The 22,752-nt window shown below is 63.6% G+C and carries 21 protein-coding genes; 12 read left to right on the forward strand and 9 right to left on the reverse strand.

What is annotated here, in order from left to right; all coding sequences use genetic code 11:
- Nucleotides 1-59: 59 nt before the first annotated feature.
- Genes HWX53_RS24990 through HWX53_RS25000 form a run of 3 tightly spaced genes read right to left on the reverse strand, consistent with a single transcriptional unit; the run spans nucleotide 60 to nucleotide 4,237 of the window.
- Nucleotides 60-1,517: an efflux transporter outer membrane subunit gene (locus tag HWX53_RS24990; protein WP_244140261.1), complete on the reverse strand. Its 1,458-nt coding sequence runs from the start codon at nucleotides 1,515-1,517 to the stop codon at nucleotides 60-62.
- Nucleotides 1,518-1,536: 19 nt separating this feature from the next.
- A complete protein-coding gene (locus HWX53_RS24995; protein ID WP_175945899.1) occupies nucleotides 1,537-3,114 on the reverse strand; it encodes an MDR family MFS transporter in 1,578 nt (525 codons plus the stop codon).
- Nucleotides 3,107-4,237 (reverse strand): HlyD family secretion protein, encoded by a 1,131-nt coding sequence (locus HWX53_RS25000; protein ID WP_175945901.1) that lies wholly within the window; start codon nucleotides 4,235-4,237, stop codon nucleotides 3,107-3,109. The genes HWX53_RS24995 and HWX53_RS25000 overlap by 8 nt, the downstream gene beginning before the upstream one ends.
- A gap of 166 nt (nucleotides 4,238-4,403) precedes the next feature.
- On the opposite strand from HWX53_RS25000, the gene HWX53_RS25005 reads away from it, so the two are divergent.
- From HWX53_RS25005 to HWX53_RS25020, 4 genes are all read left to right on the forward strand, one after another.
- The gene (locus HWX53_RS25005; protein ID WP_175945903.1) at nucleotides 4,404-5,057 is read left to right on the forward strand and encodes a TetR/AcrR family transcriptional regulator; all 654 of its coding nucleotides are present in this window, start codon (nucleotides 4,404-4,406) and stop codon (nucleotides 5,055-5,057) included.
- Between the two features lie 220 nt (nucleotides 5,058-5,277).
- Nucleotides 5,278-5,970 (forward strand): heme-binding protein, encoded by a 693-nt coding sequence (locus HWX53_RS25010; protein ID WP_241270105.1) that lies wholly within the window; start codon nucleotides 5,278-5,280, stop codon nucleotides 5,968-5,970.
- 297 nt (nucleotides 5,971-6,267) lie between these two features.
- Nucleotides 6,268-7,233 (forward strand): bile acid:sodium symporter family protein, encoded by a 966-nt coding sequence (locus tag HWX53_RS25015; protein WP_175945907.1) that lies wholly within the window; start codon nucleotides 6,268-6,270, stop codon nucleotides 7,231-7,233.
- A gap of 143 nt (nucleotides 7,234-7,376) precedes the next feature.
- Complete coding sequence (locus HWX53_RS25020; RefSeq protein WP_175945909.1) at nucleotides 7,377-8,609, forward strand: multidrug effflux MFS transporter; 1,233 nt, start codon at nucleotides 7,377-7,379, stop codon at nucleotides 8,607-8,609.
- A gap of 30 nt (nucleotides 8,610-8,639) precedes the next feature.
- On the opposite strand, the gene HWX53_RS25025 is transcribed toward HWX53_RS25020, so the two are convergent.
- From HWX53_RS25025 to HWX53_RS25045, 5 genes are all read right to left on the reverse strand, one after another.
- A complete protein-coding gene (locus tag HWX53_RS25025; protein WP_175945911.1) occupies nucleotides 8,640-9,416 on the reverse strand; it encodes a MipA/OmpV family protein in 777 nt (258 codons plus the stop codon).
- Nucleotides 9,413-10,294: an alpha/beta fold hydrolase gene (locus HWX53_RS25030; protein ID WP_175945913.1), complete on the reverse strand. Its 882-nt coding sequence runs from the start codon at nucleotides 10,292-10,294 to the stop codon at nucleotides 9,413-9,415. The genes HWX53_RS25025 and HWX53_RS25030 overlap by 4 nt, the downstream gene beginning before the upstream one ends.
- A gap of 2 nt (nucleotides 10,295-10,296) precedes the next feature.
- Nucleotides 10,297-11,094 (reverse strand): DUF4118 domain-containing protein, encoded by a 798-nt coding sequence (locus HWX53_RS25035; protein ID WP_175945915.1) that lies wholly within the window; start codon nucleotides 11,092-11,094, stop codon nucleotides 10,297-10,299.
- A 221-nt stretch (nucleotides 11,095-11,315) separates the two neighbouring features.
- Nucleotides 11,316-11,696 carry a hypothetical protein gene (locus tag HWX53_RS25040; protein WP_175945917.1) on the reverse strand — a complete coding sequence of 127 codons (381 nt, stop codon included), beginning with the start codon at nucleotides 11,694-11,696 and terminating at the stop codon, nucleotides 11,316-11,318.
- 19 nt (nucleotides 11,697-11,715) lie between these two features.
- Nucleotides 11,716-12,138, reverse strand: coding sequence for a hypothetical protein (locus HWX53_RS25045; protein ID WP_175945919.1), 423 nt, complete (start codon nucleotides 12,136-12,138; stop codon nucleotides 11,716-11,718).
- Between the two features lie 805 nt (nucleotides 12,139-12,943).
- On the opposite strand from HWX53_RS25045, the gene HWX53_RS25050 reads away from it, so the two are divergent.
- The gene (locus HWX53_RS25050; RefSeq protein WP_175945921.1) at nucleotides 12,944-15,208 is read left to right on the forward strand and encodes a bifunctional diguanylate cyclase/phosphodiesterase; all 2,265 of its coding nucleotides are present in this window, start codon (nucleotides 12,944-12,946) and stop codon (nucleotides 15,206-15,208) included.
- Between the two features lie 18 nt (nucleotides 15,209-15,226).
- On the opposite strand, the gene HWX53_RS25055 is transcribed toward HWX53_RS25050, so the two are convergent.
- Nucleotides 15,227-15,526 carry a hypothetical protein gene (locus HWX53_RS25055; RefSeq protein ID WP_175945923.1) on the reverse strand — a complete coding sequence of 100 codons (300 nt, stop codon included), beginning with the start codon at nucleotides 15,524-15,526 and terminating at the stop codon, nucleotides 15,227-15,229.
- 351 nt (nucleotides 15,527-15,877) lie between these two features.
- Between HWX53_RS25055 and HWX53_RS25060 the strand changes: the two genes are divergently transcribed.
- From HWX53_RS25060 to HWX53_RS25090, 7 genes are all read left to right on the forward strand, one after another.
- A complete protein-coding gene (locus HWX53_RS25060) occupies nucleotides 15,878-16,426 on the forward strand; it encodes a hypothetical protein (RefSeq protein ID WP_175945925.1) in 549 nt (182 codons plus the stop codon).
- 69 nt (nucleotides 16,427-16,495) lie between these two features.
- A complete protein-coding gene (locus HWX53_RS25065) occupies nucleotides 16,496-17,047 on the forward strand; it encodes a hypothetical protein (RefSeq protein ID WP_175945927.1) in 552 nt (183 codons plus the stop codon).
- Between the two features lie 400 nt (nucleotides 17,048-17,447).
- Nucleotides 17,448-18,749 (forward strand): gallate dioxygenase, encoded by a 1,302-nt coding sequence (locus HWX53_RS25070; RefSeq protein WP_175945929.1) that lies wholly within the window; start codon nucleotides 17,448-17,450, stop codon nucleotides 18,747-18,749.
- Nucleotides 18,750-18,774: 25 nt separating this feature from the next.
- Nucleotides 18,775-20,124, forward strand: coding sequence for an aromatic acid/H+ symport family MFS transporter (locus HWX53_RS25075; RefSeq protein ID WP_175945931.1), 1,350 nt, complete (start codon nucleotides 18,775-18,777; stop codon nucleotides 20,122-20,124).
- Nucleotides 20,125-20,143: 19 nt separating this feature from the next.
- A complete protein-coding gene (locus HWX53_RS25080) occupies nucleotides 20,144-21,169 on the forward strand; it encodes an amidohydrolase family protein (RefSeq protein WP_175945933.1) in 1,026 nt (341 codons plus the stop codon).
- A 2-nt stretch (nucleotides 21,170-21,171) separates the two neighbouring features.
- On the forward strand, nucleotides 21,172-21,855 hold the full coding sequence (gene ligK / locus HWX53_RS25085) for a 4-carboxy-4-hydroxy-2-oxoadipate aldolase/oxaloacetate decarboxylase (RefSeq protein ID WP_175945935.1): 684 nt from the start codon (nucleotides 21,172-21,174) through the stop codon (nucleotides 21,853-21,855).
- A 14-nt stretch (nucleotides 21,856-21,869) separates the two neighbouring features.
- A complete protein-coding gene (locus HWX53_RS25090) occupies nucleotides 21,870-22,571 on the forward strand; it encodes a substrate-binding domain-containing protein (RefSeq protein ID WP_175945937.1) in 702 nt (233 codons plus the stop codon).
- Nucleotides 22,572-22,752 lie beyond the last annotated feature (181 nt).

Here is a 22,752-nt window from a genome sequence, read left to right on the forward strand (position 1 = left end):
AGGGTTCAAGACTGAACCCTGTCGCAAGATGCATTCCGCAGAGCAATCGAATGTTTTCGTCAGGAAGTCGAGTCCGACGCTTGCTGCCAGCCGAGGCCGAGACTCTTTTGCAGCGACACGAAATCTCTCAGCAACTCGGCGCGCGCCGCGACCACGTCCTGTTGCGCGGCGAATTCGGTGCGCTGAGCGTCGAGCAAGTCGATGAGCGTGGAAACGCCAGCTGTGTACCGTTGACGCACGAGCGTAGCCGACCGCTCCGACGACGCCTGCACTTCCTGAAGCCGCACGACATGCTCGCGCTGGTTGCCATAGCGTGAAAGCGCCGAATTCGCGTCCTTCAGCGCGGCGAGCACGGTCTTGCCGTAACGCGCCTCGGCTTCGTCACGCGATGCCTTCGCTGCATCGACGCTCGCCGCCGTGCGGCCGAAATCGAGCACGTTCCATTGCAGATACGGCACGCCCAGCCACGAGAAGTTCTCCTTGCGAATCAGATGCCCCGGATCCGCCGCCGAGAATCCGATATCCCCGAGCAGCGAGACCTTCGGAAAATAATCCGCGATATGCTCGCCGATCTGCGCGTTGCTCGATGCGAGACGCCGCTCCGCCGCGCGAATATCCGGGCGCTGCTGCAGCATCGTCGCGGGATCGCCGATCGGAACCGACGCGGGCAGCGCCGGCAGCGGCGCGGGCTGCGCGAGTTCGACATCGAGCGCGCCGGGCACGCGGCCCGTCAGCACCGCGAGTTGATCCAGCGAGTCGGTAATCTGCACTTGCAGCGGCACGAGCGTCGCGCGCGTCGTGTTGACCTGCGTGTTCAGGCGCTCGACATCCACTTCGGCCGCCGTGCCGCGTGCGCGGCGCTGCTCGGTCAACGTGAGCATCTGCTGCTGATAGTCGGCCGTGCGCTGCGCGAGCGCGAGCCGCTCTTGCTCGTCGCGCAAGTCGATATAGGCGGACGCGACTTCGGCGGCCAGCGACACTTGCGTATCGGCGAGATCGGCCTGCACGGCTTCTGCTTCGCCCGATGCCGCTTCGATCGCGCGGCGCGTGCCGCCGAAGAGGTCGATCTCCCACGATGCATCGAAGCCGACGGTGTAGAAGTCCAGCGGGCCACGGCCGCCCGAGCCTTCCGATCCGCCGAGGATGGCGGTGTCAGGCGAGCGCATGCGCAACACCGCCGCGGACGCCGAAGCCTTCGGCAATGCGTTTGCGCGTTCCCCGCGCAATTGCGAGCGCGCCTGCCGCAAACGCGCCTGCGCCATCTTCACGTCGAGATTGCCGGCGAGCGCGGTGTCGACCAGCGCGTCGAGTTGCGGATCGTTCAGCGAGCGCCACCATGCGGCCGGCGCGCGCGTGGCGAGCACGCCCTGCGACGGCGCGCGCACGAACGCGCCGCTTTGCACCGATTGCGTGGCGACCTCGGGCGCGCCGTGATAGTCGGGTCCGACGGTGCATGCCGCGAGCGCGAGCGCCGCGAGCGGCAGCAGGCGCGTGAAACCAGAATGAGAACGGGACATCGTGTGGGAATTCATTGCTTCAGTGTCCGGCGGACGGCGCTTCGCCGGGTTTGAATGACGGCGTTTTCAGCAACATCGCGAGCGGCAGGCAGGCGAGCAGCGCGATGGCGAGCACATAAAACGTTTCGGAGTACGTCATGACGACGGCTTGCTGGCCAATCTGCATCGAGAGTTGCCCGAGCGCCTGCAATTTCGCGTGCGCCATGTCGCCGGTCTGCGCGAAGAAACTCGCGGCGCTTCCGGCCATGCGCTCCTGCCCGATGACCGAATTCGCCGTCACGGATTCGCGGATGGCCGCATTATGAAAGTCATTGCGCCGGTCGATCACCGTGCCGAGAATCGCGAGCCCGACCGAGCCGCCGAGATTGCGCGCCATGTTGTAGAGCCCGGCCGCATCGCCGGATTCTTCGCGCGACACCGCGGCCATCGACGCCTGATTGAGCGGCATCATCGCGAGCATCTGGCCGATGCCGCGCAGAATCTGCGACCAGAAGAAGTCGTGGCCGACGCTTTGCGCGGTCAGCGAAATGTCCAGCAGGCAGCTTCCCGCGAAGCAGAGAAGGCCCGCGATCACGAGCACGCGCGAGTCCACCTTGCCGAGCAGGCGCGGCAACACGGGCATGATGAGAAACGCGGGCACGCCGGAAATCAGCATGATGGAGCCCGATTGCAGCGCGTTGTAGCCTGCCACGATGCTCAAAAACTGCGGCAGCAGAAACGACACGCAGTAGAGTCCGGCGCCGACGGCAAAGACGATCAGAATGACGCTCGCGTAGCGCGGATTGCGCAAGAGCGAGAGCCGCACGATCGGGCGCTTCGCAATGACCTGCGACACGGCGATCAACACCATGCCGAACGCGGCGACGCACGAGAGCAGCACGATTTCGCTCGATTCGAACCACTGATTGCGCTGGCCTTCTTCGAGCACGACCGTGAGCGAACTGAGTCCGATAGCGAGACCCGCAATGCCGATCCAGTCGGCCCTGAAGAACGCGTCCCATTGCGACTTCTCGGAGGGCAAGCCGGAAAGCAGCAGCGCCACCAGCGCGACGCCCACCGGCAAGTTGAGAAAGAAGCACCACGACCACGAGATGTTTTCCGCGAGCCAGCCGCCCACCACCGGCCCCATGAGCGGCCCGAGCAGCACGATCAGGCCGAAGATGGTCATGCCCACCGGCATCTGCTCGCGCGGCAGCCGCGTGCGGATGATGGTCTGCGCCGTGGGAATCATCGCGCCGCCGGTGAAGCCCTGACCGATGCGGCCCGCCACCATCATCGGCAGCGAATGCGAAAGGCCGCACATGGCGGAGAACATCGTGAAGAGCACCGCGTTGCCGAGCAGGAAATTGCGCAGGCCGAAGACGCGCGTGAGCCACGCGGCGAGCGGAATCATCACGATTTCCGACATCAGATAGCCGGTGGAGATCCACGTGCCTTCGGTGCCGGTCGCGCCGATTTCGCCCTGGATCTGCGGCAACGCCGAGTTCGTGATGGAGATGTCGAGCGTGGCCATCAGCGCGCCGAGCGCGCCGGCGGTCACGGCGATCCAGTCCGTCGCGGTGGCGCGTGCCGGCGCGTTCGCGCTTGCCTCAGTCATGGCGATTCTCGGCTGCGATGCGCTTGCTGTCATCGGTGGCCGACTTCGTGTCCACGTCGACGGTCACGGACAGCCCCGGCAGCAGGACCTGACGCGTTTGCGGCCCGGTGTCGATGCGAATGCGTACCGGCACGCGCTGCACGATCTTCGTGAAGTTGCCCGTCGCGTTCTCCGGCGGCAACAGCGCGAACTGCGCGCCGGTGCCGGGCGAGAAACTCTCGACGACGCCGTGCAGCTCGGTGCCCTTCAGCGCATCGACGTGCAGCGTCGCCGGCTGACCGATGCGCATGCGGCCCACTTGTGTTTCCTTGAAGTTCGCTTCGAGATACACGCTCTGCACCGGCACGACCGTCATCAGACGCGTGCCCGGCTGCACGTACTGGCCGACGCGCACGGTGCGGTCGCCGACGCGCCCGGCGAGCGGGCTATACAACGTGGTGTCGTTGAGATCGAGCTTCGACTGGTTCATCTGCGCCTCAGCGGCTTCCATCTGCGCGCGGGCCTGCACGATCTGCGCTTCGGTCGCGCCGATCTGCGTGGCCGCCGAGCGCGCCGCAGCCAGATTCGCGGCGAGCGTGGCGCGAGCCTGATCGCGCGTGCTCACCAGACTCGCGAGCCGCTCCTCGGTTTCCGCGCCGGTGGCGACGAGCGGCCGATAACGGCGCACGTCGTCTTCAGCATGCGCGAGGCTCACGCGCGATACCTCGGCTTGCGCTTTGGCCTGATCGGCATTGGCGTGCTGCTGCTTGAGTTCGGCCTCGGCGCGCTGGATGTCGGCGGCGCGCGCATCGAGCGTGGCCTTGGCCTGATCGAGCGACGCCTGATACTGGCGCGTATCGAGCCGCGCGAGCGGTGCGCCTGCCGCCACCGCCTGATTGTCGGCGACGAGCACGTCGGTCACGTAACCGGCTACCTTCGGCGCGATGGTCACGCTGTCCGCCTGAAGATACGCGTCGTCCGTGCTCTCGATGAAGCGGCCGACCGTCCACCAGCGCAGTCCCCAGATCAGGCCCGCGACAATGGCGATGATGCCGACGATGAGCAACAGCACGCGTCGCCGCGACGATTTGCGTTGGGTCGACTCGTTCGATTCGCCGCCCTGTGCAGGCGCTGTAACTGCCATGATTTCTCCAACCTCGATATGACCGCGCTGCAAGGCGGCCGTAATGAACCTGCATCCGATGGCGCGGCCGCGACATTCGCGCGGCACGCTCGCCAAACTAGACGGCATCGTCTAGTATGCATGATTGTAGACGGATGCGTCTAGTTTCGTTCGACAAGGAGACCCGATGACGAAGTCACACGATCACGACCCGCTTGCGCCTGAACGCGCCAGCAGCGCGCGTTCGCCATTGCAGGCGCGCGGGCGCGCGCGCATCGAGTCGGTGCTCGACGCGACGGCCGATCTGATCGTGGAAAAAGGTCTCGCGGGCGTGACCATGCATGGCGTGGCACGCAGCGCGCAGACGCCGATCGGCTCGATGTATCACTTCTTTCCGAACCGCGAGAGTCTGTTGAGCGCGCTTTGGGATCGACACAAAGCGGCGATGGGCGAGATCGACGACGCGCTCGATAAAATCGACACCGAGACGTGGCGCACGTTGTCGTCCGAGGCGGTGATCGACCGCATCATGACGCCTTACATCACGTATCTGGAGCAGCACCCGGACTGCCTCATCCTGATGTCCGTCATGCCGCACGACGACAAGACCAAGCGCGAGTCCGGCACGCTTAGGAAGGTGATCGACGTGCGCATGGCGAGCGTGAAGCCCGCCGAGCGCGCACTTTACGTCGACATGTTGCGCGCGCTCGCGAGCGGCGCGCTCGCCATCAAGCTGCGTCCCGCGATGGGCGACGTGCAACTCGCGAAGCGTTATCTGCGCGAGGTCAAGCGGGCGCTGGCGGCCTATCTCGCCGTGGTGGAAGCGTCGGTGTCCGGCTGACTTTCTTCCGATTACAGCGCGCTTTCTACGAGTCTTGCGTAGGCAGCGCGCCCTTCTTCGTTCAGGGTTTACGACGAAGAAACAACGTTCGTTCTATTCACTAAGGCATCCTATCTTGTTAGGCAGCGATCGGTTTAGTGCTTCACTCGTGTAGGTAAATCGTGAATACGTCGGGAGAATCGCCATGCGCATGATCGCGTCTTACTCGTTGGCCGCCGCAATGTCCGTTGCACTCGTGTCGCCGCTCGCTCACGCGTACGGCTACGACGACTATCCGCAGGGACGTTGCATGCTTCCTCAAGGAACCGTCTCGCTGGTCGAGAATCAACTGGCCAAAGTCGTCAATGCGGGCGACGGCAACGGCGGCATCTTCAAGCCGAACCGGATGTGGGCCGCGGTCGTGGATCGCGAAGGGCACTTGTGCTCCGTCATCAAGACGGGCGACGCGTGGCCCGGCAGTCGCGCCATCGCGATTGCGAAGGCGTACACGGCGAACGGCTTCTCCAACGATGCGCTCGCGCTCTCCACGGCGAATCTTTACGCGGCCACGCAGCCGGGCGGCTCGCTCTACGGTCTGAACAACTCGAATCCGTTCGATGCGCGTTTTCTGGAACACGGCAGCGGCATCGGGCGCACGCTCGGCGGCGTGATCACGTTCGGCGGCGGCGTGGCGCTCTATGCGGGCGGAAAGGTGATCGGCGGTCTGGGCGTGAGCGGCGACAGCGCCTGCGCGGATCATGCGATCGCATACCGCATGCGCAAGCTCGCGGGACTCGGCAACGTGCCGCGCGGTCAGGGGCCGAACAACACCGACAACATCATCTATTCGACGGGCGCCTCGCCAATGGGATTCGAACATCCCCACTGCTTTCCGACCGATCTGAGCCCCGCCGCCATCGAGTCGACGCGCTGAATCCGCATTGCCTGTCAGGGGGGTGCGCGAACTCCGGGCGGGCGCCGGTAAAATACGAGCCTTGCCCGCCAACTGGCCGCGTCGCGCGTGACCCGCGCGGCGCGGCATCGTAAGCGGGCATTCGCCCCACGAAGGCAAGCATTTCGTCCCACACGCGGCCCGCGATCCATGCCGCGCGCTTTGCCATCCGACGCAGCAAAACGTATCGCCGTGACGCCTTCCGGGCATCACCCGCCGGCTGCTGCGCTCGACGTTCGCTCAGAACACACACGCCACGACATTCGAGGACCGCACCACATGCTTGCCCGCATTACCCGTCTCTTTCCGCTTTGGGCCGTACTTGCTTCGGTTGCCGCGTACTTCTCGCCGTCATCGGTCACCGGCATCGCGCCGCACGTGACGACGCTGCTCACCATCATCATGCTGTCGATGGGCGTGACGCTTTCCATCGACGATTTCCGGCGCGTCTTCACGCGTCCCGCGCCGGTCGTCGCCGGCATCGTCCTGCACTATCTCGTGATGCCGCTCGCCGCCTGGGTCATCGCGAAGGCGCTGCGCATGCCGCCCGATCTCACCGCGGGCATGGTGCTCGTCGGCAGCGTCGCGAGCGGCACGGCGTCGAACGTGATGATCTATTTGGCGCGCGGCGATGTCGCGCTTTCGGTGACGATCAGCGCGCTCTCCACGCTCGTCGGCGTGTTCGCGACGCCGCTGCTCACGCGCCTATATGTCGATGCGTCCATCGCCGTCGATGTGCACGGCATGCTCATGAGCATCCTGCAGATCGTCGCCCTGCCGATCATCGTCGGGCTGATCGTGAATCATTTCTTCGGCAAGCTGGTGCGCAAGATAGAGCCGGTGCTGCCGCTCGTGTCGATGGTGTCGATCCTGCTCATCATCGCGGCGGTCGTCGGCGGAACGCAGAAGAGCATTGCGTCGGTGGGCGTCGTCGTGGCGCTGGGCGTGGTGCTGCACAACGGCATCGGACTGCTCGGCGGCTACTGGGGCGGGCGTCTGCTCGGTTTCGACGAAGCCGTTTGCCGCACGCTGGCGATCGAAGTGGGCATGCAGAACTCGGGTCTCGCCGCGACGCTCGGCAAGCTCTACTTCACGCCGATTGCCGCGCTGCCCGGCGCGCTCTTTTCCGTGTGGCACAACCTGTCGGGCTCCATGCTCGCGGGCCACTGGGCGGGGCGTCCGGCGAAAGGATCGACTCGCGATGCCGACGCGCAACGCGTCGCCGCGAATCGCAGCGGCGCATAGCGGATGAGGCGCGTTCGGCGGCATCGCGCGATGACAGGCAGAATACGCGCTGACGCCGCTTCCAAGCATCATTCCATCTGAACCGGTGGATGCCTCGTCACGGCATCCGCTCCTTCGTCGCTTTGGTCGCTTTCATCGCTTTCATGAACCCTGCTCATCCGGACGGCACATTCGTCGCCGCGCGCCCGGCGAACTCGCCGCGCTTTCTGCTGTTCCTCGTGTGTCTGTTCGCATCGGCAGGGCAGCTTGCCATCGACATCTACGTGCCCGCGCTACCCGCGATGGCGCGCTATTTCGCGACCTCGCCGCAAGCGATCCAGTCGAGCGTCTCGGGCTACATGGCGGCCTACGCGCTCGGCCAACTGACGCTCGGACCCGTGGCGGACGCATACGGCCGCAAGCGCGTGCTCGCGTTCGGGCTTGTCGTCTTCACGCTCGGCTGCCTGCTGTCGCTCGCCGCGACGAACCTCGAAACGTTTCTTATCGCGCGCTGCCTGCAAGGCTTCGGCATTGCGGCGACGAATCTACTCGCAAAGGCCATCATCACCGATTCGTTCTCGGGCCACGCGTTGATGCACGCGTTCACGTATATGTCGATCGCGTGGGGGCTCGCGCCGATTGTCGCGCCCGTGATCGGTGCGCATCTGCAAACCGCGTTCGGCTGGAAGGCGTGCCTCGTCTTCCTGCTGATCTATTCGATCGTGATGTGGGCGCTGGTGTGGCGTTATCGCGAGACCTTGCGGCGGCCGGTGCGGCTCGAGCCGCGCACGCTGATGGCGAACGCGGGCAAGGTGCTCGCAAGTCCGGTGTTTCAGAGCTGCTTTCTCGCGCAGGGCCTGTGCTACAGCATTCTGCTCGTGTTCAATATCGTCGGACCGTTCATGGTCCAGAACACGCTGCACAAGCCGCCGACGTACTTCGGTTATCTCGCGCTCGGCATCGGCATGATGTACTTCTTCGGCGGCCTGTCGAACCGCGTGCATGGGCCGCGCCTGCCGAGCGCGGAAGCGCGGCTGCGCATCGGCTCATGGACGATGGCGGCTGCGTCGGCCGTCATGCTGCTGCTCGCGTTGACCGTCGGCCTTCGCGTATGGACGCTCGCTCTGCCCGTGCTCGTCATGGGCTTTTGCGCCGGCGCGATGTATCCGACGCTCATGGCGAAAGGCAATTCGCTGTTCCCGCACATCGCGGGGTTGACGAGTGCGATTCTGGGCTGCGCGCTGCTGCTTGTTTCGTCGGCGATGATGGGACTCGCGGGCTTCGTCTCGGTGCAGGTGCTGACGCCGCTCGCCGCGTTCTTCGTGCTCGTCGGGATGACCGTCGTATGGATGGTGGGCAAGCTGCTGCGGCATCTGGAAGCGCAGGCCAACGCCTAGTCTCGCGCGACTATCGCTCGCATCGCGGCATCAGAAGCGATATGAGACAGACGCCATGCCGTTGAGATCGAGACGGCGCTCGGTGATCGGACTGCCGCCGGCATATTTTTCGAGTCGTCCGACTTGCGCCGTCACATCGGCGGACCAGTGCGCGTTTATCGTGTACGTCGCGTTCAGGCCGAGGTGGATATCGCGCAAGCCGGAACGCGTCGCGTACTGAGGCAAGCCCGACGCGGCGCTTTCCTGCGCGCTGACGCCGAAAAACGTCCTCGTATAAGCTGCATTCGCCCACGTCAGACCCGGTCCGACGGAGAGCAAGAGCTTGCCCAACGGAGCCGACATATAGAGGTCCGTCATCGCGGTGAGACCTTGCCCCGTTCCGGCGATGTCCTGATAGACGGCCGCCGCGCCCGTGAACGCCCACCACGTGTAGTCTGCAAAAAGCCGCAGCTTGGGGCCGTAGTGAACATCAGGCAAGCCTTTCAGACGGGAGTCGTCAGAGGCGGATCGCGATTGAAAATCGAAGCTCAGCGACGCACCGACGTGATAGTTCTCGCCCTTCAACGCATTCACGCCGAGCACGTCCGGGCCTTGCGAGAAGATCCGTTCCTTCCACGATATGTCCTGAACCGGGAACGGCAGCACCTGCAATTTTGACGAGCCGGGATACTTCGGAAAGACATAGAGGCCGGGCCCGATCGACACCTTCCAGTCACTGGCGGGCGGCGGCTCATCAGCGTCCGCCGCTTGCGCAGTAGCCGTTAGCAGGAGGGCGAGGGCCGCCGCGACCGCGCACGTGCGAATCATGCCTTCCTCGCAACGGTCGCCAATTGCCGCAGACGGCGCGCGAGGGCGCGCGACACGACCGGCGTCGGCGCATTGTTCGATTCCGACGCGGCCGCGCTTTCGCGCAAGAAAAGCGCGCATTCCCGCGCGACGACTTCGCGTTCGTTATCCGATGTGATCATGTGATAGGAATCGTCGAGCCAGATCGTGCGGAGGAACGACGCCCCGACGTTCTTGCCGACGAAGCGCGCGTTATGCGGGCTCGACGTCTCGTCGTCGATGGCGTGAATGATGAGGCAGTCCGTCTTGATGCCCTTCAGCTCCTTGCGCACCGCGTGAGCGAGGCGGCTCGCTTCGTGCAGCGCCGGCATGGCGATGGACGCAGGACCGACTTCGCTGATTTCGTTCTTCTGCATCGCGCGCGCGATTTTCGAGCGCAACGCCTCGTTGCGCAGGCCGTACGGCTCCTCTTCGCGATAACGGTAGCGCGAGCGCAACGGCGTGTAGTAGAGATAGTCGAGCAGGAAGCGGTACCACGGAATCGCCCAGCCGTCGTAGTCGAGCGTGACCGACAGCAGCAACAACGCGCGCGCGTCCGGGCGTCGTTGCGCGACGGCGGCTGCGAGCGTCGCGCCCATCGAAAGCCCGCATACGGAGACGTGGCGATAGCGCGCGGCAAGCGCGTCGAATTCCTTGACGGCCGCGTCGATCCATCCTTCCATCGCTTCGTGTCCGGTGCCCGCGCTGTATCCGCGCAATTCCGGCGTATGCGTTGCGAAACCTTCGTCGGCGAGAAAGCGCGCGAGGAAACGCAGTTCGAGCGGCGAACTGGAAAGGCCGTGCAGAAGCAAAACGGCGTGGTCGTGGCCGTGTGCCGACGAAAACTCGGGTGCGTTCATAGTCAGTCTTCTGCTCGCAGAATCAGGAAGTCGCCCGACGGCGTGACGAAGCGCTCGCACACGCACTCGACGGGTTGCCAGTCGTCGCGTCCGCCAGACCGGAAGCGAATGCGGTGATGCCCCGGCGTCAGGCGAACGCTTACGCGGGCAAGATCCTCTTCGTGCGCCTCGGCGTGCTTCGTCCCGTACGCGATGCCTGAGCCGAACGATGTGTCGTCGAAGACGCCGTTGCGCGTGGCAGTCGCCGCCGCCACGACACTGCCGGGCGACACGCCGTTCGCCAGGTCGAGCGCCTTGATGACGATGAGCGAGCGATTGTATTGCGCGATGTGATGCAGCATCCGATGCATTTCGTCCGTGGCGCGACGCGCGATGAGCCGCTCGTTGTCGTGACGCAGCAGCATTTCATAGCGCGACTGCGCGACCGCCGCGAGCAACTCCGCGCGATACTGCGCGCGTCGCAAGCGCTCGATCAGCGTGATGACGACGATCGTGATGAGCGGATAGGAGATGAGCAGCCGGAAGTCGGAAGCGTCGATGACGTCGATGCGCCCGTACGGCGGGACGAACAGATAATCGGCGATCACGAGTCCGGCCAACATCACGAACGAGGCGGGCGCGAGGCCGCAATAGTACTGAACGAGCGCCGCAGCGATCAGGAAAGCCGCGCCGGGCATGACGGGACCGAGCAACGGGTGCAGCATCGTTCTAATGACGCCGGCGGCAAAAAGTGCTGCTCCGGCGATGAGCCACCTCTTTGCTCCGCGCGGCGCCCACCGTTTGGAGTTTTTGATTTGCATGCGTTCTACGCGATTTTGATGTTCTTTGCCTGGCCCGGGCGATAAAGCGGGACGCTTGCCGCGCAGTCAGATCGAGAGCGGTGCGTAGTATCGTGCGATTATAGGGTTCTTGTTGATCGCCGAATTCCCAGAACTGGGGGTTGATGTCACTGCTATCGCCGATTAGGAAGATGCCGAGGCAAAGGCATCAAGGCGCGGCCTGCTCGCCGCGCCTTGCGCCGTCAAACCATCGCGTCCTCGGTCAGCGCTATGGCGTGACGCTTGGCCACAGCAGAAAGTTGAAGCGGCCAGTCTGCGACGTCGCCCGCATCATGCAAATCTTCGAGGTCGTGAAGTAGCGCTAACGTTTCCGCCTGATACACGTCGACACCGGACATTGCCAGCGCGCGCAGTAGCGGACCGTCCTGGCCCGTCTTGTAATAGCTGATTCCGAGGCCTTCCAGCGGATGGCCGTAGTGCGCGTCATCGATCAGGATGCCGATCGCGCATCGGCGGCCGTCTTGCCCGCGCAGACGGCAGGTTCCGTCGCCATCCACCGAGATGGCCTGCTGCGCAAGCAGATGCGACCGCACTTTTGCGAAGATTTCCGTCAGGTCTTTCATGATGCGTTGCCTTGATTCACTAGGCGGCGCGCTGCAAGCGCTCGGCCGACAGGCCGAATTGGCGCGCGATGGAACGCAGGCGGTCCTGCCACTCCCAGATGCCGAAAACGTCGTGTACGTTTTGCAGGCAGCTCAACAGTTCCACCGTTTCTTGTGAGAACACGTTGATCCGTGCCCGCAAGAGCGCCTTCCTGAGCGCGGCGACGCCGACATCCATATAAGCCGGGACCCGCGTCGGGTCCGCGAGAATAAAGCGAACGGGCACGCCTTCCATGGCAGTGCGATAGTCGCCAGGGCGCACCAGCGCGCCGACGGGGCAGCCACCGCATCGTCCGCGGTAAGCACCGCCTCCGCGCGGCAGCAGCGAAGCCGAGCCTTGCGTGAGAAGGTGGTCGATGCTTTTTTCGAAAATTTCCTGATGGGAGAGAAACGTTTGCGACATGGTGTGCTCCGACGAGAGGTTGTGCCTGAGTATCGTCGGAAGGAACGAAGCCGCGCATTGATGAAAACCCTGTTTTACCGATGATCGCGTGCATGACCGGCACGATTTACTCGTCCACGCTTCGCAGCCTCGCGAAACGGACGACGCCTGACTTAACTAAACGGATAAGCAGCCGATAAAAGTGTTCGGAGAAAGGCCATTTTCCTTGAGTGGTCTACGGCAGTCGGGCGAGTCAGGTGCGATTCGTTGCGGCATTCGCATTCCAGGCATCGCATCGCGCACTACTACAAAAGATCTGGCGTTCGGCAAGTGGCAATGAAAAAAGACGTGCGGCGGTTCGTGCGGGGCCTTCGAGGCTCCAAAAGAGGCCGGCTTTTCGGAGCAGTCATCTTTCTGTTTGCAGTTGCATCGTTCGCTGCGCTGACGTGCTATTTCGCGGCGAGATCGCGATCGCAACAGGAAGACGCGCTGCGACAAGCGCTCACGGTCAGTTCGCAACTGGAATTGATCGCCAATCTGCATATCGACGCGAACGCGGACTTTCTTACCGGCGTCGGCAGCGCGCGGTTTCGATCGCTCGCCTGGCCGGTGTCGCGTGCCGTCGAAGCCATGCGCTCTTACGATCTGCTTCAGCGCTTCCTGAGTGACGACGAAGCATCGCTCTATCAGCTATCGACGCTGCGCAGCGACACGAGTCTGTGGGCATCGCAACTCGACTTGGCTGCAACGAGCGCGCGGTCCTGGCGCAAGCCGAACCGTCGATTCGGCGCAACTGGAAAAGGCCAACAAGACGCTTCAGTCGATCATGCATGGGCTTTCCGAACTGCAACTGGCGCAAAGGTCGAAGCTCGCAACGATGCAACTCACGGCGGAAGCGCAACTTGTCCGGCAGAAGGTCACGTTCGCCGTGGCACTCGCCACGGGTTTAATCTTGCTGGCTTATGCACTCGTGATCGCGCATCGCGCGTCGCTTTCTAGCAGCGCGGCCAAGATCGTCGCGCGCGAAGCACATGACCGCTTCATCGAATACTTCGAGCAGCATCCGCTCGCAATGCTCATCTTCGACATCCATACCGGCCGCGTGCTGACCGCGAACGCTGCGGCACAGCGTCAGTACGGAGGCGATCTCAGCGAGCTGATGCAGATTACCGCTGACGAACTGCGTCCGCCGGAGGATAGACAGCAGTTCCGGCGAGACCTGGAGATGTACGTTGCGTCGGGCGCGCCGGCAGGGTCGGGCGGCGTGCGCAGGCATACGCGCCTTGACGGTCAGATCATTCATGTCGATGTCTCGTACCATCTTCTGAACTATGCCGGCCATGAAGCGTGTTTCGTTACGGCAGCCGATGTCAGCGCGCACGAACTGGCAAGACAGGAGTTGAGGATTCGCAGTCGGGCGCTGGACGCGTCGGACAACGCGGTCGTTCTTCTGCACAGCACGACCGGCCAACGCTCTGCGCAGGTGATCTATGCGAACCCTGCATTTCAACGGCTGACGGGGCTGCCTGTTGCGGATGTTTTCGGCAAAGAAGCGTCCGACGTCCTGCCGGGAAGCATGGATGACGCCGCCTTGCTCCATACCACGTCATCGACTGCGGATCGTCTCAAAGCGGCGACGGTCGTCGAGGGACGCCGTCGAGACGGATCGCGATTCTGGGCGCAGCGTCAGATCTCGCCCGTGCTCGACGAGCATGGCAAAACGACGCATACGGTTGCAGTGTTCAGCGACATCACGGACCGTATCAGGGATCAGGAGCGATTGCAGTTGCAGGCAAGCCTCGATCCGTTGACCGGCCTGCTCAATCGATCTGCCTTATATACGCGGCTGGCCGACATGCTCGGCACGGCCTCGACTTCTGCGGCTCAGATAGCGGTCCTCTTTATCGACCTCGATAACTTCAAGGAAATCAACGATTCGCTCGGCCATGTGTGCGGCAATGAAGTCATCAAGGAGGTCGCGCGGCGACTATCGCGCAGCGTCGGCGAGTACGACGTCGTGGCGCGCTTCGCCGGCGACGAGTTCGTCGCGTTGCTTGTCGGGCGCTCGGGCATGGAAGAACTGATCGGCAGGGCGAAGGCGCTGCATGCTTCGGTGAACGCGAATCTGCGCGTGGGCGGTGAGTGCGTCGCTTCGAATGCGAGCGCCGGGGTCGCGTTATTTCCCGATCACGCGATCGACGCCAGCACGCTGATTCGCTACGCCGATGCAGCGATGTATCACGCGAAGCGTTCCCGGCAAAGCGCGCTCGTGGTCTACGACGAGTCGATCGCGACCGCCGACGCCGAGCGTGTCGAGCTCGCGAAGCATCTCAGCCGTGCCGCTCAGACGGATGCGTTGCGGCTCGTTTTTCAACCGCGTGTCGCGTTGGAGGGTGGCCAACCGGTCGCGTTCGAAGCGCTGTTGCGATGGTTCGACGGCGAGCGCGGACTCATCAGCCCCGCTGTCTTCATACCGCTCGCCGAGGAGAAAGGGCTGATCGTGCCGATAGGCGAGTGGGTGTTCGAACAGGCATGCCTCCAGGCAAAAGACTGGGCGCGGGATTATCCGGACATCGTCGTTTCGATCAACGTGTCGGCCATGCAGTTTCTGCATTCCGACTTCGCAAGCACGGTGGAGAGGACGCTTGCGAAGATCGGCGTCAGTCCGCGCAACATCGAACTCGAAGTGACCGAGAGCGTGTTGATGACGCCGGCCGCGCTTGTCGCGCTCAACGCAATCAGACGAATGGGCGTATCGATCGCGATCGACGACTTCGGCACAGGCTTCTCGAGCCTCAATTACATTCGGGAGTTCAAGCCCGACTGCATCAAGCTCGACCTGTCGTTCGTTCAGGGCATCGGTAAGTCGACGATCGATGAGGTCATCGTCAAGGCGGTGCTGGCGATGGCTCATACGTTGGGGATGCGCGTCGTCGCCGAGGGTGTCGAGACCATCGAACAATTCGCCTTCCTCGCCGACAACGAGTGCGATGAAGTACAGGGCTTCCTCACCGGACGCCCGATGCCTGCGGCGCAGGCGCGCCAGGCGCTGAGCAGGTCCGGGAATGAGGCCGTCGAAGCGTTTGCGTAGAACCGCTACCGAATACGCTCAGTCGCGCGGCGGGACGTTAGCCTTGTTGCCGGCGAGCGGCGCGCCATAGCCGCCGTCGTTCGCATTGTTGGGCAGGCCGTTGACCATCTGTGCGCGAGGGTCCGCCGGATTGAGGTTCAACTCGCCCGCTTGCACGTTGCCGTGCGAGGGATATTCGCTGCCGAGCGGCGCGCTCGGCATCAGCTTCGGGTTGTTGTGGGGCGCGCGCATATCCGTTTCCGGGCTCGGATGCGACTGCGCCAGAGCGAACGGCGTTGCAACGCACAATGCGGCGAACACAAGCACTAGCTGTTTCATGACTGGCTCCCGTTGCGTAGTCCAGTATAGGTGCTCCGGTGCCGGCATCCACGGATACCCCTACGGACGAGCAGACCAGCGTTTGTCATACGGTCTTCGTGCGCCGCAGCAGTATCGCATGTCCTTCCTTCGGTCATCTAAGCGCGCACCGACCGTCTTACATCGGCTAGCAATAATCGAGAAGTTCGACCGTGCTAAACGAAGAATCTCAGCTCGACGAAGCGTCAGCCTGTTTATGCGTTCTGACTCTTTTACTTTGCAATACGTCGCAGTCGTTCTATCCTAACGCATACGGTTGCCAGATCGCTTGCTCATTCGGCAATGCCCGCAACTGACATAAGAGGTGGAGACATGCGTGCTTTCGTCGTTTCAGTCTTATTGCTGCTGCAATTGACGGCTTCCTTCGCGGGCGAGACGCCCTTGGTGTTCGACGCGCAAGGCAAATTCGTCGGACCACTGGACGATTACGGCGGCCCCGGCGTTTATCTGACCGTCAATGGCGCGATTGCATTCGTGCCCATCGAGCGCGTGATCGTATCGGGCGACGGCGGTCCGCAGACCGTTTATTCGGCGACGCAATTCAGATGGTCGGGCATGAACGTGGCCGACTTCACGTCGACGGACTGCAGCGGCACGCCGGTCATCACATTGACGACAGGCGTGCGGCCATCGACCACCATACGGCTAGGCCACGACGTCACGTTGTACGTCGCGCCTGCCACCAACTCCGCGCCGATCGTGATCGGGTCCGTGCGGTCGGGTCCGACCTTTACGTGCGCGGCATCGGGCACGCCAGTCACGGAATACGGCTGGCCGACCGAGAGCACCTTCTCGCTGACCGGCGCCTATCCCGAGCCGCTCACCGTACGCATTCCGACCGGGAACACGCCCGCGCGGTGAGGCTAGCCGAGGGACTTCGCAACAAGCGCGTCCCCACTGAACCATGACTATGGGCTTGAGGTGCATGCCATGCGCAGAATGATTCTGTTGACGCTGCTGTGCTCGGGCGCGATGACGTCGTTTGCCGATGAAGTCGAGCACCACCATCATCATCGGCACGTACTCCGCGTCTTCGACGCAAACGGGAAGGAAGTCGGCCCATTGAAATACGCAGGAGGCAGCGCCGGTGTCTTCCAGTCGGTGAACGGAGCGCCGGTGTTCGTGCCGATCATGCGGCGACAAGTCTCCGGCACCGGCAACAAGATCGTCTATTCGGCGACCGAGTTCACGTGGGGATGGTATTTCATGAACCAGTTCTATTCGAGCGATTGCAGTGGCGCGCCGCTCATCCCCAGCACGACTGCATCGCGGCCCGCGTTTGCAGTAAGGAAAGGCTCGGACGTCACGGTATATGTCGCGCCGGAAACCAACTCGCAATTCCTGACCGTCTCGTCGTACACCCTGGGCACCAACGGACAATGCCAGCGCTATAACCCGCCCATCACGGCGGCGGGCTGGCCGGTCGACTCCAGTTGCGTAATTACACAGGAACATCCCGAGCCGTTGACGATTCACTATTGATGCACTCCTGACACGGTCGGCGCGGACGAGAAGTCTCGCGTTTCGCGACGACGACGGACCGCTCGACGTCGGCTCCCCGCGGTCAGCACAACGCCACCACTGGTGAAGGTCCGGTTCTCGAACAACCGGCCGTTCGCCGTCCCCTTGCGTCCTTTTTGTCCGGCCATCGGTTTTATTTATCGGGCCGCGTGAGCCGTGGCGTCGAAACCCCGCCCGCAAGCCCGCGCTGGCCGGTCGTCCATCATCTTCGCTGCGTCGCATCTCTCCCCGACTCATGGTTTACGCGCAGTACCGCGCGTGCCGTGCGGCCCGTATCGTCGGCTCACGTTCTCGCAACACACCGGGCCGCGTGCATTTCACGAGCGCCTGATTGCCCGGCACCTCACGGAGCACCTTCGACATGGCCCGCATCATCGGTGGCATCGCCGCCTCGCACACGCCCACCATCGGCTTCGCATTCGACAAGAACAAGCGCGACGACCCGGTCTGGGCGCCGATCTTCGAAAACTTCGCGCCGCTCGCGAAGTGGCTGGAAGAGAAGCGCCCCGATGTGATCCTGACCATCTATAACGACCACGTCACGTCTTTCTTCTTCGATCATTACTCGGCGTTCGCATTGGGCGTAGGCCCCGAATGGCACGTCGCGGACGAAGGCGGCGGCGCGCGCGATCTTCCGCCGATCAAGGGACATCCTGCGCTTGCCGCGCACATCGGCAGCTCGCTGATGACCGACGAGTTCGACATGTCGTTCTTCCAGAACAAGGCGCTCGATCACGGCTGCTTCTCGCCGCTGTCGATGCTGTGCCCGCACAAGCCCGAGTGGCCCGTGAAGATCGTGCCGCTGCAAATGGGCGTGCTGCAATTGCCGATACCGAGCGCGCGACGCTTCTACAAGCTCGGTCAGGCGCTGCGGCGCGCCATCGAAAGCTATCCGGAGGACATCAAGGTCGCGATTCTCGCGACGGGCGGTCTTTCGCATCAGGTGCATGGCGAACGCGCCGGCTTCAACAACACTGAATGGGACCAGCGCTTCCTCGATCTCTTCGAACGCGATCCCGAACAACTCGCCGAGATGACGATTGCCGAGTACGCGGAACTGGGCGGCTACGAAGGCGCGGAAGTCATCATGTGGCTGACCATGCGCGGCGCGCTGTCGTCCAGCGTGGTCTGCAAGCATCGCAGCTACTACTTGCCGTCGATGGCCGGCATCGCGACGGCCATCTACGAAGGCGAGGACAGCGAGACGAAGCCCGCGATCATCGAGCGGCATCGTCAGCGCATGGCGATCGAATTGACCGACGTGGAGAAGCTGCAAGGCACGTATCCGTTCAGCATCGAAACGGCGGTGCGCGCGTATCGCATCAACGACTATCTGCATCGCATGGTCGAGCCCGCGCATCGCGAAGCCTTTCAGCAAGATCCCGAAGCGAGCTTCGAGGCCGCCGGTCTCAGCGACGCAGAACGCGACATGATCCGCCGCCGCGACTGGCGCGCGCTGCTGCATTACGGCGTGATCTTCTTCATGCTCGAAAAGCTCGGCGCGGTAACGGGCGTGTCGAACCTGCACATCTATGCCGCCATGCGTGGCCAGACGCTCGAAGAATTCCAGAAGACGCGCAATGCGCCGGGCGCGCTGTATTCGGTCGCGGGCAAGGGCGGCGGCAAGCTCGACTGGGACAAGGCGGAGCAGGGCAAGCAATAAAACAATAGACGCACGGAGACATCACATGACTAGCGGTAGAACCATCGACATCAAGGCGTTCATCGACGAGCGGCCCATTTCCGCGTACCAGTGGCTGCTGGTGGCGCTGTGCTTTCTCGTCGTGACGGCCGACGGCATGGACGTGGCCATCATGGGGTTCGTCGCGCCGTCGATCATCGCGGACTGGCACATCTCGCGCCCGGCGTTCGGACTCGTCATGAGCGCCGCGCCCATCGGGCTCGTGATCGGCGCGTTAGCCGCCGGGCCGGCGTCGGACCGTATCGGAAGAAAAGGAGTCCTGATTACATCGGTGTTCCTGTTCGGCGTGTTCACCATCGCCACGGCATTCACCAATTCGCCGACGAGCATGGCGTTGCTGCGCGTACTGACGGGTATCGGTCTCGGCGCCGCAATGCCCAACACCACGACGCTGCTCTCCGAGTACGCGCCGCAACGCAAGCGCGCGCTGCTCATCACCATCATGTTCACGGGCTTCAATCTTGGCTCGGCGCTGATCGGCTTTGTCGCGGGCTGGCTCATTCCGACGCACGGCTGGCGTTCCGTGCTGATCTTCGGCGGCGGCCTGCCGCTCGTGCTGATTCCGCTGCAAATCTGGCTGCTGCCCGAATCGGCGCGCCTCTTGGCGGTGCGCGGCGCGACCTCGCAAAAGATCGGCAAGGTGCTGGGCCGCGTGTGCGGCGCGCGCTTCGCGGGCGATGAAACCTTCGTTTCGACTGAGCCGCCGCTGCCGACCAAGCGCCCCATCGGCGTGCTGTTCTCGCACGGCTACGGCCTTCTGACGGCGGCGCTGTGGGTGACCTACTTCATGGGCCTGCTCGTGATCTATCTGCTCACCGGCTGGCTGCCGACGCTGATGAAAGACGCCGGCCTGACGGTCTCGGCGGCGGCGAACATCACGGCCATGTTCCAGATCGGCGGCACCATCGGCGCGATCATCGTCGGCTGGATCATGGACCGCGTGCGCCCCGCGCCGGTCATCAGCGCGGCCTATCTCGGCGGCGCGGTGTGCGTGCTCGGACTCGCGTGGATCGGCGCGCTGTCGTCCTCGCTCGCCGTTCTCGTCTTTGCCGCGGGCTTCTGCATGAGCGGCGCGCAAACCGGCCTCAACGCGTTTGCGCCGGGCCGCTACCCGACGGTCGCGCGCGCCACCGGCGTGAGCTGGATGCTCGGCATGGGCCGCTTCGGCAGCATCTTCGGTTCCGCGTTCGGCGGCGCGTTGCTCGGCCTTGGCTGGCAGTTCGGCGCCATTCTCGCGATGCTCGCCATTCCCGCGACGCTCGCCGCCATCGCCATTCTTGTCGCGCAGCGCAGCCGCACGGCCGATCCCGCGCCGCAGACGACAGCCGCACATTAGTCATGGAGTTGAAGTCACGATGATCATCGACATACACGGCCATTACACGACCGCGCCGAAGGCGCTGGAGGCATGGCGCAACCGCCAGATCGCCGGCATCAAGAATCCGTCGGAGATGCCGCGTCCGTCGGAACTGCATATCAGCGACGACGAACTGCGCGAATCCATCGAAAGCAATCAGTTGCGGCTGATGCGCGAGCGAGGGCTCGATCTCACCGTCTTCAGTCCGCGCGCGAGCTTCATGGCGCACCATATCGGCGACTTCGAGGTGTCGAGCACGTGGGCCGCCATCTGCAATGAACTTTGCTATCGCGTGAGCCAGCTTTTCCCGGACAGTTTCATTCCGGCGGCGATGCTCCCGCAGAGCCCCGGCGTCGATGTCGCGACGTGCATCCCCGAGCTCGTGAAGTGCGTGGAGCAGTATGGCAACGTGGCCATCAATCTGAACCCGGACCCGTCCGGTGGTCACTGGACGAGCCCGCCGCTCTCGGACCGCTACTGGTATCCGATCTACGAGAAGATGGTCGAGTACGACATCCCCGCGATGATCCATGTCAGCACGAGTTGCAACGCGTGCTTTCACACGACGGGCGCGCACTATCTGAACGCGGACACGACCGCGTTCATGCAGTGCCTCACGTCCGACCTGTTCCGCGACTTCCCGACGCTGCGCTTCGTCATTCCGCATGGCGGTGGCGCGGTGCCGTATCACTGGGGACGCTTCCGCGGGCTCGCGCAGGAACTGAAAAAGCCCTTGCTGAAGGATCATTTGCTGAACAACGTGTTCTTCGACACTTGCGTCTATCACCAGCCGGGCATCGACCTGCTCACGCGCGTGATACCGGTCGACAACATTCTTTTCGCCAGTGAAATGATCGGCGCGGTGCGAGGCATCGATCCGGAAAGCGGGCATTATTTCGACGATACGAAGCGCTATATCGAAGCGGCGTCGATGCAGCCGGAAGCGCGCCACAAGATCTACGAAGGCAACGCGCGCCGCGTGTATCCGCGCCTCGATGCGGCGCTCAAAGCCAAGGGACAGTGAATATGTACGAACTCGGAGTGGTGTATCGAAACATCGATCGCGCCGATGCCGACGCAGCGGCGAAGCTCGGCGCGCTCGGCTCGGCCACGGTTCACGAAGCGATGGGTCGCGTCGGCCTGATGAAGCCGTATATGCGCCCGATATACGTTGGCGCGCAAGCGAGCGGCACGGCCGTGACGGTGCTCTTGCAGCCGGGCGACAACTGGATGCTGCACGTCGCGGCCGAACAGATACAGCCGGGCGATATCGTCGTGGCCGCGTGCACGACCGACAACACCGATGGCTTCTTCGGCGATCTGCTCGCGACGAGCTTCAAGGCGCGTGGCGCGCGGGCGCTTATCATCGACGGCGGCGTGCGCGACGTGCGCGTGCTGACCGAGATGGGCTTCCCCGTGTGGAGCAAGGCCATTTCGGCGAAGGGCACGGTCAAGGCGACGCTTGGCTCGGTCAACATTCCGGTCGTGTGCGCGGGCGCGTGGGTCGCGCCGGGCGATGTGATCGTCGCGGACGATGACGGCGTGGTCGTCGTGCCGTCTGCATCGGCGCAAAAGGTGCTCGAAAAGGCCATGGCGCGCGAGGCGCTCGAAGAGGAGAAGCGCGCGAAGCTGGCAAGCGGCGTGCTCGGTCTCGACATGTACAGCATGCGCGAGCCGTTGCAGCGCGCGGGCCTGCGCTATATCGACTAATGCGAGGATTCGCGATGCACGACACTGCCGCGCCGATCACGGTCATTTCCTCGATGGCGACGCGCCAGGTCCTGAACGATCTCGCCGACGTCTACATGCAGCAAGCCGGGCAGCGCGTGACGGTCGAATCGGTCGGCGGCGTCGCGGCGGCGCGGCGTATTGAGGATAACGAAGCATTCGATGTGGTGGTGCTCGCGTCGGACGTCATCGCGCGGCTTGCCGAGGCCGGGTTCGTCGATGCGACAAGCCGCGTAGGCATCGCGCGTTCGGGCATTGCGGTGGCGGTGGCGGCGGGCGCGGCGCGTCCTTCGATTGAAAGTGGCGCAGCCGTGCGCGAGGCCGTGCTCGCCGCGCGAAGTATCGGCTATTCGACTGGACCCAGCGGTGCGCACCTCTTGCGCTTGTTCGAGCGCTGGGGCATTGCGGACGCGATCGGTTCGCGCATCGTGCAGGCGCCGCCGGGCGTCGCCGTCGGCACGCTCATCGCGCGCGGCGAAGTCGAACTGGGCTTTCAGCAGATGAGCGAGCTGATCGGCGTGACGGGCGTGGACATCGTCGGTCCGTTGCCGGGCGACGTTCAGGCGCTGACCGTGTTCGAAGGCGCCGTGTGCGCGACAGCGCGCGCGCCGGTGGAATCGAGGGACTTGCTGGCCTTCATGGCCGCGCCTGAAAACGATGGAATCAGGCGGCGGTATGGGATGGAGGCTGCGCGGTAGGCATTCGCGAGCTTTTGGCGCCGGCGCTGTCCGGCTGCGCGATTAGCTTCTGGAAATCTCAGCGATGCTTACGCCATCAAGAAGCGGGCTTTCGAACCGGTTGCCTTGCGACAATCAAAAAAATGAAAGCATTCGCCATTTTCAGAGCGTCCCGTTATTAATCTCGAAAGAGTTTGATAAT

It is taken from the genome of Caballeronia sp. BCC1704 (assembly GCF_902833455.1).
Lineage (GTDB): Bacteria > Pseudomonadota > Gammaproteobacteria > Burkholderiales > Burkholderiaceae > Caballeronia.